The 17,477-nt window shown below is 45.7% G+C and carries 18 protein-coding genes; 6 read left to right on the forward strand and 12 right to left on the reverse strand.

Annotated elements, in window-relative coordinates:
• Window positions 1-131: 131 nt before the first annotated feature.
• Window positions 132-887: an OmpA family protein gene (locus R3D00_02030; GenBank protein MEZ4771930.1), complete on the reverse strand. Its 756-nt coding sequence runs from the start codon at window positions 885-887 to the stop codon at window positions 132-134.
• A gap of 139 nt (window positions 888-1,026) precedes the next feature.
• Between R3D00_02030 and R3D00_02035 the strand changes: the two genes are divergently transcribed.
• Window positions 1,027-2,061 carry a M42 family metallopeptidase gene (locus tag R3D00_02035; protein ID MEZ4771931.1) on the forward strand — a complete coding sequence of 345 codons (1,035 nt, stop codon included), beginning with the start codon at window positions 1,027-1,029 and terminating at the stop codon, window positions 2,059-2,061.
• 27 nt (window positions 2,062-2,088) lie between these two features.
• On the forward strand, window positions 2,089-2,901 hold the full coding sequence (locus R3D00_02040; GenBank protein ID MEZ4771932.1) for a purine-nucleoside phosphorylase: 813 nt from the start codon (window positions 2,089-2,091) through the stop codon (window positions 2,899-2,901).
• Window positions 2,902-2,907: 6 nt separating this feature from the next.
• Here R3D00_02040 and R3D00_02045 read toward each other — a convergent pair whose 3' ends face one another.
• Entirely contained in the window at window positions 2,908-4,860 is a 1,953-nt protein-coding gene (locus tag R3D00_02045; GenBank protein MEZ4771933.1) for an OmpA family protein, read from the reverse strand.
• A 51-nt stretch (window positions 4,861-4,911) separates the two neighbouring features.
• Window positions 4,912-6,015 carry a hypothetical protein gene (locus R3D00_02050; protein ID MEZ4771934.1) on the reverse strand — a complete coding sequence of 368 codons (1,104 nt, stop codon included), beginning with the start codon at window positions 6,013-6,015 and terminating at the stop codon, window positions 4,912-4,914.
• A gap of 300 nt (window positions 6,016-6,315) precedes the next feature.
• On the opposite strand from R3D00_02050, the gene R3D00_02055 reads away from it, so the two are divergent.
• The 3 genes from R3D00_02055 to R3D00_02065 are packed head-to-tail and all read left to right on the forward strand — an operon-like array spanning window position 6,316 to window position 9,784.
• Window positions 6,316-8,163, forward strand: coding sequence for a DUF3857 domain-containing protein (locus R3D00_02055; GenBank protein ID MEZ4771935.1), 1,848 nt, complete (start codon window positions 6,316-6,318; stop codon window positions 8,161-8,163).
• Between the two features lie 42 nt (window positions 8,164-8,205).
• Complete coding sequence (locus R3D00_02060; protein MEZ4771936.1) at window positions 8,206-9,114, forward strand: bifunctional 5,10-methylenetetrahydrofolate dehydrogenase/5,10-methenyltetrahydrofolate cyclohydrolase; 909 nt, start codon at window positions 8,206-8,208, stop codon at window positions 9,112-9,114.
• A 19-nt stretch (window positions 9,115-9,133) separates the two neighbouring features.
• Window positions 9,134-9,784 carry a 7-carboxy-7-deazaguanine synthase QueE gene (locus R3D00_02065; GenBank protein MEZ4771937.1) on the forward strand — a complete coding sequence of 217 codons (651 nt, stop codon included), beginning with the start codon at window positions 9,134-9,136 and terminating at the stop codon, window positions 9,782-9,784.
• Between the two features lie 2 nt (window positions 9,785-9,786).
• Here the strand turns inward: R3D00_02065 and R3D00_02070 are convergent, their stop codons facing one another.
• Genes R3D00_02070 through R3D00_02095 form a run of 6 tightly spaced genes read right to left on the reverse strand, consistent with a single transcriptional unit; the run spans window position 9,787 to window position 12,979 of the window.
• A complete protein-coding gene (locus R3D00_02070; GenBank protein ID MEZ4771938.1) occupies window positions 9,787-10,248 on the reverse strand; it encodes a hypothetical protein in 462 nt (153 codons plus the stop codon).
• Window positions 10,249-10,260: 12 nt separating this feature from the next.
• Window positions 10,261-11,088: a DUF1080 domain-containing protein gene (locus R3D00_02075; protein MEZ4771939.1), complete on the reverse strand. Its 828-nt coding sequence runs from the start codon at window positions 11,086-11,088 to the stop codon at window positions 10,261-10,263.
• Window positions 11,089-11,132: 44 nt separating this feature from the next.
• Window positions 11,133-11,690 carry a dihydrofolate reductase family protein gene (locus R3D00_02080; GenBank protein MEZ4771940.1) on the reverse strand — a complete coding sequence of 186 codons (558 nt, stop codon included), beginning with the start codon at window positions 11,688-11,690 and terminating at the stop codon, window positions 11,133-11,135.
• A gap of 11 nt (window positions 11,691-11,701) precedes the next feature.
• Window positions 11,702-12,070 carry a DoxX family protein gene (locus tag R3D00_02085; protein MEZ4771941.1) on the reverse strand — a complete coding sequence of 123 codons (369 nt, stop codon included), beginning with the start codon at window positions 12,068-12,070 and terminating at the stop codon, window positions 11,702-11,704.
• Complete coding sequence (locus tag R3D00_02090) at window positions 12,067-12,495, reverse strand: VOC family protein (GenBank protein ID MEZ4771942.1); 429 nt, start codon at window positions 12,493-12,495, stop codon at window positions 12,067-12,069. Before R3D00_02090 ends, R3D00_02085 begins: the two co-directional genes overlap by 4 nt.
• A 10-nt stretch (window positions 12,496-12,505) precedes the next feature.
• Window positions 12,506-12,979, reverse strand: coding sequence for a VOC family protein (locus R3D00_02095; GenBank protein MEZ4771943.1), 474 nt, complete (start codon window positions 12,977-12,979; stop codon window positions 12,506-12,508).
• A gap of 125 nt (window positions 12,980-13,104) precedes the next feature.
• On the opposite strand from R3D00_02095, the gene R3D00_02100 reads away from it, so the two are divergent.
• Window positions 13,105-14,073 (forward strand): helix-turn-helix domain-containing protein, encoded by a 969-nt coding sequence (locus R3D00_02100; protein MEZ4771944.1) that lies wholly within the window; start codon window positions 13,105-13,107, stop codon window positions 14,071-14,073.
• A gap of 6 nt (window positions 14,074-14,079) precedes the next feature.
• Here the strand turns inward: R3D00_02100 and R3D00_02105 are convergent, their stop codons facing one another.
• Genes R3D00_02105 through R3D00_02115 form a run of 3 tightly spaced genes read right to left on the reverse strand, consistent with a single transcriptional unit; the run spans window position 14,080 to window position 17,471 of the window.
• Complete coding sequence (locus R3D00_02105; GenBank protein ID MEZ4771945.1) at window positions 14,080-14,712, reverse strand: class I SAM-dependent methyltransferase; 633 nt, start codon at window positions 14,710-14,712, stop codon at window positions 14,080-14,082.
• Between the two features lie 11 nt (window positions 14,713-14,723).
• Window positions 14,724-16,055: a cell envelope integrity protein CreD gene (gene creD, locus R3D00_02110; GenBank protein MEZ4771946.1), complete on the reverse strand. Its 1,332-nt coding sequence runs from the start codon at window positions 16,053-16,055 to the stop codon at window positions 14,724-14,726.
• 42 nt (window positions 16,056-16,097) lie between these two features.
• Window positions 16,098-17,471, reverse strand: a complete 1,374-nt coding sequence (locus R3D00_02115) for a YHYH protein (protein ID MEZ4771947.1) — start codon at window positions 17,469-17,471, stop codon at window positions 16,098-16,100.
• Between the last annotated feature and the right edge of the window lie 6 nt (window positions 17,472-17,477).

Here is a 17,477-nt window from a genome sequence, read left to right on the forward strand (position 1 = left end):
AATACGACCAGTATAGGAATTCTCCTTCTTATGATGAATCTTGCAATTGCTTGCCAAATGGGGCTCATAGGGCGCAAAGGTAGTAAAAATTCCCTATGGGGGAATAAATTCGCAGATGATTTTCGTTCATGTCAGGGCATTGGTGATACAATGATTTCAATTCGCCGGTTAAGCTCCCTGGTGTTCTCTTCCTGGTTGGACGCTACAGGTTTAAATTTGCTTCTTCCTGCGGCGACGAGCCGTAGTGGAGAAACGCCTGCTGTGATCAGGGTGCGCACTACTTCAGTTGCGCGTTTTACACTGAGATCCCAGTTGTCGGAGATCCCTTCCATCCGCGAAATATTGACATTATCTGTATGGCCTTCAACGGTGATCAGATATCCGGGCTGCTCGGCGAGTGCTTTGCCAAATTTCATCAGTGTGGCTGTCCCGGCTTCTGTGAGTTTTGTGGTGCCTGGTTTGAAAAGCAGGGTATTGCTGAGTGTATAAATGACGCGATTATCTTCTGTACGCGTTTTGATTTCGGGTTGGGAAATCTGTAAATGTGGGGCCGGCGTTTCGGTCTTGGGTACCAGATCGGAGAGAGTTTTGTTTGCCGGGTTCGCGGTATCATTTAGCGCGGATGGGATCGGAACCTGGATAGAGTCTATTTTGAGTTTGATGATTGGGGGAAGCGGTACGGTAGTTCCCACTTTGGTCCGGGGCTCTACTTTGGTGTAGTAGAGGGATTCCGCATACTTTTCCAGCTTGTAAGTGAGGATCTGCTCCTGATACAAAACATAGACAAGCGAATCATTTTGCCGTTTGAGGTCATTATAACTTTCTCTGGTTACGCAACCTGCCAGCATTGCAACCAGCAGCGGGAAAAAAACAAATGATCGCTTCATATCACTGCAAACTTCAGTCTTACAAATTTCAGATGGTCGTTTATTTTTGCAAATTAATTAAAATCCACGAATTTTTCTTTGTGGGCAAATACTGGTAGATTCGGAGTTTGAAATAAGTATCCAGCACCTATTATAAAAAATGAATACTGAACTTCTTCGCACTTTATGTATTACGCCTGGTCCTCCCGGAGGCGAGGAGCCCGTGCGGAAAATCGTCCTCAAAGAAATTGAGAACCTGGTAGATGAGGTAAGAGTGGACAATATGGGCAATGTCATAGCCCTTAAAAAAGGGCACTCCCGCAAAAGTGTCATGGCTGCCGCACATATGGATGAGATTTCTTTTATCATTACCCATATCGACAATGAGGGATTTGCGCGCTTTCACACGCTGGGGGGCTTTGATCCCAAAACCCTTACTTCACAAAGAGTGATTGTCCACGGAAAAAAAGATATTGTCGGGGTAATGGGATCCAAACCCATTCACCTGATGACGGCAGATGAAAGAAATAAGTCTCCCAAAATTTCTGACTATTTTATCGACTTCGGAATGTCGGGAGATCGGGTAAAAGAAGTCGTTTCTGTAGGAGATAAAGTAACCCGCGAGCGGGACATGATCGAATTGGGCGATACCTGGTGTACCAAATCGCTGGACAACCGTATCTCTGTATTTATCCTCATCGAGGCACTCAGGAAAATGGGTACGCCTGCATTCGATTTTTATGCAGTATTTACCGTTCAGGAGGAAATTGGTTTGCGTGGCGCGACAACCGCAACACACCAGATCAACCCGGACTTTGGTTTTGGACTGGATACTACCATCGCCAATGATCTTCCTTCTGCACAGGATCATGAAAAAGTAACCCGTCTGGGTGCTGGAACCGCCATAAAAATTATGGACTCCTCCGTCATCACCGATGCCCGCATGGTCAGGTTTATGGAAGCCACGGCCAATCGCCATAAAATCCTCTTTCAGAAAGAAATCCTCGTAGGTGGCGGTACCGATACGGGTTCTATTCAACGGGCCGGAGACGGGGCAATTGTAGGCTGTGTCTCTATTCCTACCCGTCATATTCACTCGGTCGTGGAAATGTGCCACAAAGAGGATATTCAGGGGAGCATAGATCTGCTTACCCGGTGTGTGGAAGAACTGGATAAATTTGACTACGCCTGGTAAAACCCGGCAAATAAACCAGCGCAGAATATGGATAATACGTTTGTTGAAGCCTTCGAATATATAAAGAAGCAATACAAAGAAACGCCGGAAGTAGGCATTATTTTGGGAACAGGTCTGGGGGGACTGGTGTCTGAAATCGAGATTGAAAAAGCGATTCCCTACAACTTTATTCCTCATTTTCCGATCTCTACGGTAGAAAGCCATTTTGGAAAACTGATCTTTGGCAAGATCGGCGAAAAAAGGGTCGTAGCCATGCAGGGGCGGTTTCATTATTACGAAGGATACACCATGCAGGAAATTACCTTTCCTGTGCGTATTATGAAATTGCTGGGGGTTCATACGCTTTTCATTTCCAATGCTGCGGGTGGAATGAACAAAGACTACCGCAATGGCGACCTGATGATTCTGGATGATCATATTAATCTCCAGACACATAATCCGCTGATCGGCCCCAATCTCTCCGATTTTGGACCGCGGTTTCCCGATATGAGCGCACCCTATGATAAGGAACTGATTGCCCGTGCATTGGATATTGCCAATAAAAAAGGATACCGTGTACACACGGGTGTGTACGTAGCCGTTACCGGCCCTAATCTTGAAACCCGCGCCGAATACCGGTTTTTGCATCGGATCGGCGCCGACGTGGTAGGTATGTCAACGGTTCCGGAAGTAATTGTTGCACGGCATATGAGTATGCGCTCTTTTGCGATTTCGGTTGTTACAGATCAATGTGATCCGGAAAACCTTCGACCAGTTTCGCTGGAAGAGGTAATTGCTGTTGCTTCGGAAGCAGAACCGCGCCTGACAGATATTCTTTCCCAGCTGATAAAAAGTCTGTAATCGAATTTACCTGAGTTCTATAATACGGAACTCGGTGCGGCGGTTGAGCGCCCGGTTTTCGTCAGATGTATTGGGCACTTTGGGATCGGTTTCTCCATACCCATTGGCTTCAATACGTGCCGCTGATATACCCTGTCCGATCAGATAATCTCTCACTGCATTTGCCCGGTTTTGGCTCAGTACAAGATTGGCCGCCGGCGCACCCACATCATCAGTGTGCCCCTGAATTTCGATGCGAATACCAGGGTTGGTTTTCATGAAGTAGGTGAGGAATTGCAGCTCTGCATCAGATGTTGCTTTCAACTCATATTTTCCTGTTTCAAAGAAGATATTCTGTAATACAACTTTTTTGTCCTTCTTCAACGGGATCATATCGATAATCAGGTCAAAATAGGTGTCTTCAGGCAGGTTGATGAGGTAAAAATTCTGGCTTTTAAATAAATAACCTTTGGCCTGAACAAAAGCCGCATATTCCCGATCGAGTGGCAAGCTCATGAGAAATCTCCCATCTGTTTTGGACGAAAATATCTCCCGGATGGTATCTCCCTGAGCTACATCAATGAGGTCGATTTTGGCATAAACGGGCACATCCGTAATGCTGTCTTTTACGACTCCCCGCAGGAAAGTCGCGATTTTCGGGCGAATGCTTTCATCCAGCGAAAATTCATAAATATCAGTTTTTCCCAGACCGCCCTCCCGGTCTGCGGTAAACAATGCGCGGTTGCCCCGGGTATTGACAAACAGATTGGTTTCGTTGGCTACGGTATTGATGGGATACCCAAGGTTTTTGGGTTCAGACCAGGCGCCAGCTGCGTTTTTATAGGAGACAAAAAGATCCGACTGTCCAAACCCCGGATGGAAATTGGAGGAAAAATAGAGCGATACACCATCAGCGTGAATAAAAGGCCCGTCTTCATGGCCGGGAGTGTTGATGGGTTCTCCCATATTTTTGGCTTCAGACCATTTCCCGTCAATAAATTCGCTATACCATATATCGCCCATCCCCATGCCATCGGGCCGGGCCGAACTGAAGTATAAAGTTTTTCCGTCGTGGGAGAGCGCGGGTTGCGTTTCTTTATTGCGTGTATTGATGTTGGGGCCAAGGTTGATGCCTTTACTCCACGAACCATCATCCTGTCTGAAGGCGTAGTACAGATCGCAATCGCCAAACCCGTCGGGTTGGTTGCAGGCGGTGTAGTATATCACTTTTCCGTCCTGGGTGATCGCAGATGCGCCTTCATTGAGGGAAGTGTTGATTGGCGGACCGAGGTTTTTAGCGGGGGTCCACTGACCATCTTTGTATTCGCAATAAAAGAAGTCCTCCGAATAGCCTCCATAGGAAGCGTTGTAACCACCAATACTTTCGGGGCGACGAGAGACAAAAAGGAGATAGTTGTCATCGGCAGTCATATAGGGGATGTAATCGTCATAGACAGAGTTTACATTTTCTCCCATATTTACCGGGTCAAAAGTTACAGGGTGCTGGATAGCCTCAGCGGCAAATCGCGCATTGCGAAGGTATAAAGTCGCCTTGCGGATATCCTGCGTACGGCCTTTTTCGCTTCGGAGAAAGATTTCATAAAACTTTGCTGCCTGGGCGTATTCTTCTGACTGAAAATAGACTTCGCCGAGGTAAAATTCTATATTTTGAAATGCAGTGGGCGCAATTTCATAGGCCTTTTCAAGGTGGAGTTTTGCATCTTCATATTCTTTCCGGGCGTAAGCATTGGTTCCCAGTTGAAAATGCGCATGAGCAAAGTCCGGTTCAATTTCTACGGCGTCTTTAAATGCTTTGTCGGCTTCGACGCGCATTCTTCGCTGGGCAAAATTCATCCCGTCCAGGTAAAAATTGAGCGCTTTTTTTGACTTTATCCCGAAGTCATCGGGTTTTTGTGCAAAAGACAAAACGGGGACCAGGGAGAGGAGAATCAGGAAAAAAGACAAAGGGCGAATGGTCATAGAGCAAAAATCAAAGATTAGTTAAATGAGAACGACCGAAGGGCAATTCTATTACCTTGTTCTTTTTTTGCGGTTGCGGATATAATCTTCGAATATATATTCGCCCAAACCTTTGAGGCTGGTGTAGAATGCCCGTCCGTTGTTGACTTTGGTAAATTCCTGCACAAATTCTACCAGCCAGTTGTCTTTAGCGATCATAAAAGTTGTGATCGGAATCTTTAATCTGCGGCACTGCGCTGCGAGGTTGAGGGTTTTGTTGAGAATTTTCCGGTCGAGGCCGAAGCTGTTTTTATAATAGCGTACGCCTTCACGGATACAGGTAGGTTTGCCGTCAGTGATCATAAAAATCTGCTTATTGCTGACTTTTCTGCGGCGGAGGATATCCATGGCGAGTTCGAGTCCGGCAACAGTATTGGTATGGTATGGGCCAACCTGGAGGTAGGGCAGGTCTTTCACATTGATCTGCCAGGCATCATTGCCAAATACAATAATGTCGAGACTGTCTTTGGGATATTTGCGCATGATCAGCTCCGAAAGCGCCATGGCTACTTTTTTGGCAGGGGTAATCCGGTCTTCCCCGTACAGGATCATGGAGTGGGAAATATCGATCATGAGCACAGTCGCCACCTGCGTTTTGTGTTCTTTTTCTCTTACAGAAAGATCGTCTTCTGTGAGCGTAAAGTTCTCTATACCGTGGTTGATCTGCGCATTTTGGAAGGATTCGGTAAATGCGATATTCTCTACGGGGTCACCAAACTCAAACTGCTTGAGCTCTGTGATGGGTTCATCTCCGACTCCCAGGTGTGGGCTGCGATGGTCGCCTCGGCCAGAGCGTTTGAGCTTTCCAAAAATTTCTTCCAGCGCGCGCTGGCGGATGCTTTGTTCTGATTTGGCTGTGATGATAAATCCGCCTTCTCCGTCGGGCTGTTCATCCTGGATATAGCCGTTGCGCTTTAGGTCTTCGATAAAGTCGCCCATACTGTATTCGTCATCAGTAAGACCATACTCGCGGTCAAGCTGATTCATCCAATTGAGTGCTTCAGAAACGTCTCCGGAAGTATAGGTAAGGAGATCCAGAAAAATCTTCAGCAATCTTTGAAAAGGGTCTCCATCCTGATCGGAGGGTATATATTTGGTAAATCTGTATCCTGACATGGTTTTTATAACTAAAAACGGGAAATTAGGTTCTAAGATACAAAAAAAGTAAAAGAGACACCGAAGAAGGCATCAGGTATAAAAAAACCTTGTCTCTTTGGGAGAGAGGCAAGGTTAACTTCATGGTATGAATGGGTTTGGACCGATCCCGGGGTTGTTTGGGTATTGGATTGGGACCAGTCAGATAATAGTTTAACGAACCTCGTTTATATTTCTTGCGTGAAAGGTAAAATTTTCTTTTGTTGAAGAATCTTTGCCTTCGAATAAGCGCAGCGTCTTCGTTGGGAAAAATGTTTTTGTATGAACCTTTGTAGCCGGCATCTTATTTTTGGGTTGTTTTTTGTCTTCGGGCAAATGGTTTTCCTGTCTGCACAAATTGTCAGACCGCCTGTGATTTGGGGAAATGTGCCCAAATACGAGCGTGAGATGACGGAATACCCATACGACAAAAATGCCCCGGCGGTGATTCTCTGCGATTGGGGCGTCTGGTATCCGGTCGATATGCCCGCAGGAATTGTTCGCATGAAACGTCATGTCAGATTGAAAATTCTGCATGAAGCAGGAGTTCCTTATAAAGATATTCGGCTGGTATACAACAAAAGCCAGGGCGAGACTATCACTGAACTCAATGCCCAAACGATCAACTTCGGGGGAGGCCGTAGGAAAACAATTCCGCTTAAACTAAAATTTTTACCTGAAAAAGACCTCGGCAATGGGATGGCGGAGAAGAGTTTTGTGTTTCGGGATGTATCTCCCGGGTCGATTATCGAATACTCTTATTCGCTCAAAACCAAAGAAGTTGAGCACCTGAAACCCTGGTATTTTCAATCGGAGATTCCTACCGTTTACAGTGAGGTACAGTTGCTGGGGTTTGAGCCATATCGATTTGACGGGGTATCACAAATGCTGGAGTTATCTCCGCCTGACGATGACCGTTGGGTCATGAAACATACCCCAGCCCTTGGTAAAATACCGTTTGTCTCCAGTTGGAATGATTGCCGAATCGGCCTCAGGTTTCAACTGCGGGATATGATGTCTGTCCGGGATGAACAGGAAGAGTGGCGGCTGATCACGCTTGATCTTCAGCAGGGAACGCTGGTTTCCGATGATTCGGCAGCGGAAAGGGCGATTTATTCGCTTGCCCAGAGTATTGTGAGAAATGCTGTGACAGAAGAGGAAAAAATTGCAGCGATTCATGCGCATGTACGGGATCATGTGCGGTGGAACGGGATTTCTGACACGTGGGTAAACCAGTCCGCTTCTGCATTATACCGCTCACGGGTCGGGAATAGCGCAGAAGTCAATATGCTGATGGCGCATTTGTTATGGAATGTGGGCATTCCTGCTTACCGGTGTTTTGTGTCTACCCGGGATCATGGCAAACCCAATAAATTTCCTCTGCGCAATCAGTTTAATGATGTGTTTATCCTCGCCAAAGGCGACGGTCAGTCTTTTATTCTCGATGCAACGGAAAAAGATTTGCCCTACGACCTTCCGCCGCGCCGTCTGCTCAATGGTGCCACCTGGGTGATCTCCGACACTACTGCTTACTGGAGCAAAATGCCGGATCGTTTTTATGCAGAAACTACCATACTAAGTCAGCTGACAATGGATGACCAGGGCGCATTTACGGGGAATGTGGAAAATATTTACAAGGGCTATGCTGCACAGGATTTCCGGCGGCAGCATGCAGGTAAACCCGAAATGAAAGGGCAGGAAAACCCCGATCTGCCGGTATCCGTTCATCCATCGGTTTCATTGGAAGGAATAACCCGCATGGATGATAATATGCTCATATTTAATCCGCTGATGGACTACCGTAAAACCATAAATCCATTCTCAGAAGTTACCCGTATCTGTCCGCTGGATTTTGAAAATCTTACCAAAGAGAATTATATCCTCAATCTGGAAATACCGGAAACCTACCAGGTAATCCGGATGCCGGTGAGTTCACGTATATCACTGGAAGGTAAAGCGATGTATTTTGAGTATCTCTGCGAAAACCGAAATGGAGTGATACAGGTGCGCACTACCTTTGAGATTTCACAAAGTTTGATTTACCCCGAAGACTATGCTGCTGTAAAGGATTTTTACGAAAAAATGATTGCCCGCATGGAAGAAGAGGTTGTCATGATCCGAAAAGAATGACAATTTTTTGCGTATCTTTGCGCCCAAATTCATACAAGGCATATGCAGTTACTTGACGGTAAAAAAATCTCTCAGGATATCCAGTCGGAAATCCGTGAAGAAGTACGCAAAATCACAGCTGATGGCAAACGCCCGCCTCATCTTGTGGCTATACTGGTCGGAGAAGATCACGCGTCACAGACGTATGTCAAAAATAAAATGCATGCCTGCGAATATGTGGGATTCAGTTCTACCCTGATGCGCCTCCCTTCCAATATCTCTCAGGAAGCGCTGCTCAAAAAACTGGATAACTATAATGCAGACCCGGATGTGGATGGAATACTGGTGCAAATGCCGCTTCCTGCACATATCACTCCGCAGGAAGTTACCCAGCATATACACCCATCCAAAGATGTCGATGGCTTTCACCCGCTGAATGTGGGGCTGATGACATTAAATTTTCCCTGCCTGATGCCAGCCACGCCTTCCGGTATCATCGAACTCCTCCACCGTTACAATATTCCAACCAAAGGAAAACATTGTGTGGTTGTAGGCCGAAGCCGTATCGTAGGGCGCCCCACTTCTATTCTTATGTCCAGAGGTGGAGACCCTGGTGAAGCATCCGTTTCTCTCTGCCATATCAATACGCCTCCCGAAGATTTGAAACGGATCTGTCCCCAGGGAGATATCCTGATTGTAGCCGTTGGAAAACCGGGACTGATCACTGGCGATATGGTAAAAGAAGGCGCAGTGGTCATTGATGTCGGTATCACACGGGTAGAAGACCCAACCACCAAATCGGGCTATCGCCTCAAAGGAGATGTGGATTTTGAAGCCGTATCAAAAAAAGCGAGTTATATCACACCTGTACCCGGTGGGGTAGGGCCAATGACCATTTCGATGCTGCTGCGCAATACACTGGATGCATTTAACAGCAGATATAAGGAAGTCGAAAAAATCGTTCAGGAATAAAACCGTAAATCTCCGGTCAATGAAAAACCTCAGAATGAAACCAACTGAAACCCTTTTGAAGCGTGGCGTAAGCGATCCTCTGCCCGTAATGGAGCAGTTTTATACGCTTCAGGGAGAAGGTGCATGGACGGGTACGGCTGCTTATTTTATTCGTCTGGCAGGTTGCGATGTGGGTTGCCACTGGTGTGATGTCAAGGAGTCCTGGGCGCCGGCGGAAGATCAGTATCTTCCGGTAGCAGAGATTACAGCCCGTGCACTGGCCTGCGGAGCAGAGCGCGTGGTCATTACGGGAGGTGAACCTACAATCTACGACCTGACGCTCCTCACCGAAAGTCTCCACGACGCAGGGCTGAAGATTCACATGGAGACTTCAGGGGCACATACGCTTAAAGGCAATATCGACTGGATTTGTTTTTCCCCTAAAAAATTTCTTCCCCCACAGGACGAATTTTACCAGATTTCACACGAACTGAAGGTTATTGTTTACAATGAACATGATCTGGCGTGGGCAGAACAGCATGCGGCCCGTTGTGCGCCATCTGTAAAACTTTTTCTTCAGCCAGAATGGAGTCGCCGGGATAATATTACCCCCAAAATCATCGAATACGCAATGGCAAATCCTCATTGGAGGGTAAGTTTGCAAACGCACAAGTATGTAGGGATTCGGTAAGTCTATATTTCCCCTTCCTGCAATTCATCCTCCAGGGCAAAACATTTGTCTATAACTTTTGTAATATCCATCAGTCTGTCCTGGCGCGCCGCTTCATTTCCTGCACCCAATAAGGTGAAAAGTGGTTCTGCCGGCGCATAATAATACAGACCTTTGTGGAGGATAATATTGTCTGGAAAATAAGGATTCATGTAATGAAAGGCAGTCTTGCGAAGCCCGCTGGCTTCATCCGTCCCATTGTCTGTGAATGAAATAAAACGATAAGTTGCCCCCTCCGGCTCCAAAGATTGGGAAAACTCGTTTTTTTCTACTCCCGTAAGCAGAATAAAAAACTGGTAATAGTACATAAAATCAAAACTGCCTCCCAGCAGGATTTTATTTTTTTTATTTACCAGGATTTCAAAATCCAGTTCGAAGTTTCCGCATATATAGTTTATGCGCGATATTTTCTCAGCATGGTTCATTATTCTGCTTATTTACCGGAAATAGGTGATATCCAGTTTTTCTTTTGTGTTTTTGGCTGGCAAATCCATAGGCATTGTGTATAGCTCCGGGTTTTGGGTTATGATTCGTGCATTGCGATAAGCGATTTCCAGCTTTTCCTGTTCCTTATCGTGCATAAGATAGTGGATTTTAAAAGCGATATAACCTTCGCAGTATTTGTCATCGGTCAAATGAGCGGTCGGTATATCATTGAGCCAGACTTTGATATCTTCGCCGATGGCTTCAATACGGAGGTGGTTCCACGTACCACCTGCTTTCTCTGCCTGTTGTGCCCGTTCATCGCCTTCGAGCGGATAAAGCCAGTTTAACCCATTGCCATAATCGAGAAATACGCCGCCTGTCCATCGTCGGGTAGGGGAAGGGTCTATTTTGACCATATATCCAAACAAAGCCGAAAATGCCGTATCGGGTGTGTTTTCGCTGCGAAATAAGATGCCTGAATCAATGCTGCTGTCCCGCTTAAAATCTACTTCAAATATGAAGTCTTTGTATTTCTCATTCGTCCGGACAAACGAATGCCGGGAAGTATAAACCGTCATATTCAGCACCATACTGCTGTCGGTTACTGAAACTTTTGCCGGTCGCTCAACTACAGCCCATCCTTTCAGATCACATCCGTCAAAAAGGGCTTCCCACTGTGGTTTGGCCAGCGATAAACCCGTAATGTCTCCGGGGGCATGATCATCAGCAGGCGGCGTTTCCGGTGTTGCTGTTCTTAGCAGATAAATAAGCCCTGTAAAAGTTACCAGAATTCCGGCCAGGTACAGGAGCGTTTCATTTGTGTCGCGATTTGAACCCATAGGATGGAAAGTTGCTGTTCATCTGTATGGGGGTATAATATAGCTTAACTTTTCTTAGGGGTATAAAAAAGAACGTTTATTCCGCAGGAAAATGGGATACTCTTCTCCAGAGCAAGGCTGGTTTTTCCCGTAAATATCTTCATCCCTGCACCTATTGCAGTGGGGTTGAAAAACAAATGATATTCATCGATAAGGTTTGCTTCGACGAGTGAAGAAACAAATGTTCCACCTCCATAGACAATGATATCTTTTCCCTCCTGGTTTTTCAGGCGGTTGACTTCTCCTGCGAGTTCGCCTTTTGCGATGACAGTATTTGCCCATTTGGATTCTTCCAGGGTCTTGGTAAAAACTACTTTCGGGGTTTCCACCATTTTCTTTGCAAAAGGTGCCATTTCCGGGTTAGTGAGATGAGATTCCCAGGTGGGAATAAAACCCTCCGCAAGGTTTCTTCCCAGTAAAATGCAATCAACGGGTTCAGTAATGCTCTGAACATACTGATTAATATCTTCTGTCCAGTTCCACTCCAGCCAGTCCATTTCACTATTTGGTCCGGCGATGTACCCGTCAAGGGATATTTGTACCTGCAATTTTAACTTTCTCATTTTGCGATTTACTAAGCGGGTAAGTGTATTTTGTGATAGGAAAGGTAGGAGGTTACTAATATGGCAAGAATAATCAATGGGAAGAAGGTCTGAAAATCGAGCCCGTCAACTACTCCGTGTGAAACGGCCGCAGAGATAAAGGTAATCCCAAACCCCACATACGCCCATTCTTTGAACCTCCCTTTTACCGCCGGAAGAATCAGTGCCAATGCGCCGAGTACCTTAAATACAGTAAGCATTACCCTGAAATAATCGGGGTAACCCAGGTGTCTGATTCCTTCTACGGCAATAGGTGTGTGGGAGGTCAATGCCGGCAATAGACCTTCAAATAAAACGATGATTGTGGTACAAACCCAGTAAATGATTTTAGTCGTTTTCATATTATTGAAAGGTTAGCAGTTTTGTTATAATTTAATAGCCAGTGTATGCCATACTTGTCTGTCAGGCCGCCAAATATTGCTCCCCAAAAGGTGTCCTCTAAAGGATGAGTAGCGATTCCGCCTGTAGAAAGTTGTTGATAGAGAACTTTTATTTCTTCTTCAGAGCTGCAATTAAGGGAGAGTGAAACAGAATTTCCTTTGTGCAGCCCTTTTTCGCCTACCATATCTGATCCTAAAAGTGCCATTCTTCCGTGTTTAAGGCTGGCATGCAGTATACAAACTTTCATTGTTTCCGGCATTTTATCAGCGAGTGGCGAGTCTCCAATCGTTTGAAAACTGAGTTCACCACCGAGACATTTCTGATAAAAAGTCATAGCCTCACGGCAGTTGCCGTTGAAGGTAAGATAGGCATCGATATGCGTCATCTCATTATCATTAAGCCTGCAGGAGTTTTTGGATATCAAATTTTTTCATTTGGAGAAATGCCTGGGTAACCCTTCCTGCTTTTGCCGGGTCGCTCAACAGTTTTGAAAGTATAGTTGGAATAATCTGCCATGACACGCCAAATTTATCCTTGAGCCATCCACATTGGGATTCGGATCCTCCTTCGGTAAGATTATCCCAGTAATGGTCTATCTCCTCCTGTGTTTCGCACATAACCTGGAAGGATATGGCTTCATTAAATTTGAATAAAGGGCCTCCGTTTAATCCGGTAAATGGTTGTCCATTTAAATGGAAACTCACGGTCATCGCCGTACCTTCGGCTTTTCCGTGAATTTCAAATCCTTCTTTTCCGTAGCGGCTGACATGGTCGATCCGCGAATTCGGGAAAAGCGAAGTGTAAAATTTTGCGGCTTCTTCTGCCTGATCGTCAAACCAGAGACAGGGAGTAATAGGATAAATCGTCATTGTTGTAAGGGTTACGTCTGATCTTTTTCTTTTACAAAGATGCAGACTGTTATTAAGATGCCAACTGTGTGAAAACGACATTTCAAGGGGTTGATTGCGACAACCGCTAATCCTATATTTGGTATATGAAAAGCGTATCCATTTTAGTTCCTGAAACTGCGGTAATTGAAGCGATTGCTGACCCGCACTATATGTTTGCCGCTGTAAATCAGTTTCTTCTGTCTGCCGGTAAAGCGCCTTTGTTTCATGTGCAACTGGTCGGTGAAAAAAAGGAGGTAAAACTGAATGGCAGTTTGTTTTCTGTCCATATGGATAAGCTTCTGCACGAGGTGGAGGAAACCGATCTGATATTTATTCCTGCGATCAGCGGGGACATTCCTACTGCCCTGAAGCTCAATGAGAAGCTTTTGCCCTGGATTGTCGCTCAGCACAACCGGGGCGCAGAAGTGGCTTCTTTATGTATCGGTGCATTTCTGCTGGCTTCTACGGGTTTGCTCAGCGGTAAAAAATGTTCGACCCACTGGAATGCAGCAAATGAATTCAGGGCTATGTTTCCCGATGTTGAGTTGGTTGACGGGAGTATAATTACAGAAGAACAGGGCATTTACTCCAGCGGCGGAGCTAATTCCTACTGGAGTTTGTTGTTGTATCTGGTGGAAAAATTCACAGACAGAGATACAGCGATCCTGGCATCAAAGTTTTTTGCAGTGGATATCGACCGTACCAGTCAGGCAGCTTTTATGATGTTTAAGGGGCAGAAGGAGCATGGCGATGTTGAGATCGTCAAAGCGCAGGAGTATATAGAAGAAAACTATCAGGAAAAAATTACGGTGGATGAGCTGGCCGATACGTTTGCCATCGGGCGTAGAAGTTTTGAGCGGAGATTTAAAAAAGCGACCAATAATACCATTGTCGAATATATTCAACGCGTAAAAATTGAGGCCGCCAAACGAAATTTTGAAACCAGCCGGAAAAACATCAACGAAATCATGTACGATGTCGGTTATACCGATACCAAAGCATTTCGAACGGTATTCAAAAAAATTACCGGCCTGACACCCATTGAATACCGCAATAAGTACAGAAGCAATTGAGGTGGGTTACCTTTTCCCGACCATCACCAGATCTATGGTCGTTGTTCCGTTCTGTGCCGGGAAATCTATTCTCTGTAAATCTATTATACTGAACCCGTTATCGAGAAATGCCTGTGTCAGGTAATCTGCCTGGTGATAATGCATATACATTTTATCTTCGCCGGAGCTTGACTGTACGAAGCCCGATTTGGTGTAATCATCCTCCATTGTACTGATATAAAGGGCGCCGCCAGGGGTCAATAGTCCGGCAGCATCGCCGATCAGTTTTACACACTCTTCTTTTGAGAGATAGGGCAGGCAAAATCCGCACATAATACCCTCATATTTTTTGCCGATTGTCCCTATATCCCGGCAATCCATGATCTGGAATTTGGCGGAGGGATTGTTGATTTTGGCGAGTTGAATCATATTGGGCGCCAGGTCAATCCCTGTAATCTGAAAATCAGGTCTTTTATTAAGCAGATACTGCGTGATATTTCCCGGGCCGCAGGCAATATCCAGAATGGCTGCATTTTCTGTTTTTATGGCGTCGCAAAACAAATCAAATGTTTCGCTGTACAGGCCTACGTCCATAAATTTGGACTGGTATTCAACAGCGCGTCTGTCAAATATTTCTACAGCAATTTGGGTTTTGTCCATGGAACCGGTGGTTAAGATCCTGCCTTGTCTTTGATGTTCAGGTTGTACCAGTCGATCTGACGGGAGAGGTACATGACGATTCCGAGAATAATGAATATCCCGATACTGCCGATCAGTAAAGCCAGGTCCTGAAGTTGGATAACAACAAAGATAAACGAATATAAAATCAGCAAAATACCGCTTATCAATCCGGTCAGTCTTCCTGATTTCAGAATGGCTTTGACATATCCGGCGATGAGCAGTAACGTAGCCGTGGCCGAAATTATAAATGCCAGATTAAAAGGGATATGCTCAGAAATGGAAAGCAGCAACACAAAAAATACCACAAGGGCGATTCCCACAAGAATATACTGCACCGGGTGAATGAATATTCTGTTTAATACTTCAATAAAGAAAAAAGCAAGAAAAGTAAACCCGATAAACAGAATCGCATAACGAACCGACCTGTATGACTTCTGGTAATTATCGACCGGCAGTAACAGGTTGATTCCGAAAGATGATTCTGCAAGGGCATAACCACCGCTTCCTTTCCAGATCTGCGGGTAGTTTCGGTTGAGATGCAGCACGTTCCAGTGTGCCGTAAATCCGGTATCGCTGACCGTGCGGGTATCAGGTAAAAATGCTCCGTTAAAGCTGGGGTTTTGCCAGGAAGAATGGATGGTAACGGAAGTCGTTTTTCCGACAGGAGTAAAGTACAAAAGCTGACTTCCTTTGAGGTTTAGGTCAAAGCTAAAGGCATAGGTCGTGGTTTTGTCGGGCCCAATGTTTACCGGGGCATTTATGCCGCTGGTTACCACCTGGTTTGAGATCACGCCGGGGTTAAATGAAGACTGCCCGCCATTCCACGTCAGACTTATCTGCTCCTCAATCCCTCTGAGATCGTTGATGCCGGTGGTGAGACGTGCTTTATCAAACTGAATCGTATTTTCGGGAATGTCCAGTTCTGCCAGATCTTCCATGGTAAACTTCCCGCTCACATGGATGACCGAATTGTAAACCACAATTTCGTAAATGCCTCTGTTTCTTTTTTCGGGTTGGATTTGCCCTGAAATCGTCAGCTCTTCAGGCAGAATATGTATAAAGTCTTTTACCTGAAGAATTTTTTCTGTTGAATCTTTTGAGACGTATTCTTTCAGGTATTTGACATAGGGTATAGAAACAAAAGGGCCGGAGAGGGTCTGCTCATAAGCCCATTTGGCGCTGACTTCACTGATCGCCTGATTTTGTGTGTTTTCTCTTTCATAAATCAGTTCCCGGATCAAAGTCGCCGGAATCAGCAACAACATGCCGATTCCGGTGATGATGAATATCTTGAGGTAGATATTGGTCTTAAGCGGTTGCATAGTTTTTTTTGCCAAGAACCGCTTTCCTGACAAAAAACACAACTACAATTTATTGACAATCACTTTTTGGGTGGTTTTGTGTTTACCGCCAGTGATGACTATCATATATACCCCTTCGCGCACCGCCTGTACATCAAAATATCCAATGGTGCTTCCCTGATTGATAGCCGATGTGGCAATTCGTCTGCCTGAAAGGTCAATCAGTTCAACCTGTAAGTTTTCGTTGACCACTTTCCCCAACTGTATGGCAATCAGGTCAGAGGCGGGATTCGGGAAAATGGAAATATTGAGATCGTTAAATTCTGCATCTGATATTCCTGTTGTACCCGTATAAACAGTTGTTGTTTCGTTTACTGAGGTTACAGAACGATTGGCCGAGACTCCGTAAAACGTAGGCCCAACGACATAGGGGTAAGCAGAATTCCAGTTTGAGTCAATAGTTGCGAAATAGGCGTAAGTTCCGTTTGGATATTCTGGTGTGATGCAAAATCTGCCATTGTGTTCGTCCAGGTAATCCTCTTCTCCGGGATGAATGATGAATTCATAGTCTTCCCTGAAATACCCGAGGTAATAGTTTGCACTTACATCGGGGCCATCTGCTACGTCAGTACCATCGGCCCACGTTGTGCGGGTGGTGATATTTCTCAATTCGTAACCAGATTTGATTCGGGTAATACCGCCTGTGCCATCTGCATTTTTGTAGCCATAAGCTCCATAAATCGGGAAACCATCATAGGCAAATCCGATCAGCGGTGAGTGTTTGGTACTGTCCAGCACGTAAAGGCCATCTGCATCGTACAGGTTACAGATCGTAGAGACGACCTGAAGGTCAAGGTTAAAAGCAGAAGGATTTTGGTGGTGGTGGTAGTTGCCATTGGCTGGGTGCCCTTTTGAGCAGTCAAAACCAGGTTTTTCTGCGGGTACGGCATCTCTGCTCCAGGGTGTACTGGCCATCGGGCCGCCGGGGCAGGGAGGATTGCCGGGGCCTCCGCAAAGCGTATTGGTGTTGGTATTCCATCCCACCCCGTCGCGAAAGTCAAACAGTGCCACACCGTTGATGAAAACGCCGATATTTCCGCCATTGGTGGCAGTAGGCGTTCCTGTATTTTCCTGCGGATGTAGCGGTATCCTGAAAATCGAATTCTGATTGGTTGCCTGCGAAGGGTTTCCATCTAAAAATGGCCCGGTCGGATATGCGGGAATTCCGGTTGCGGTTACATAGACATAATCCGCAGAATACTCCACTTTCTGGCAGTTGACCAGGATATTGTTTCCAATGGCGGTAGGGTTTCCCGACATATAATAGCTACCGGTTACCGTAGTGTTTTGTAGCCAGGAAGTGATAGCCGGGCTGAGCTGGGCCTGGCCCGATAATGCATAAATCAATAAGCCTGTAAGCAAAAATGTTCTTCTCATATTTGA

The organism is Bacteroidia bacterium, assembly GCA_041391665.1.
Taxonomy (GTDB): Bacteria; Bacteroidota; Bacteroidia; order J057; family J057; genus JAGQVA01.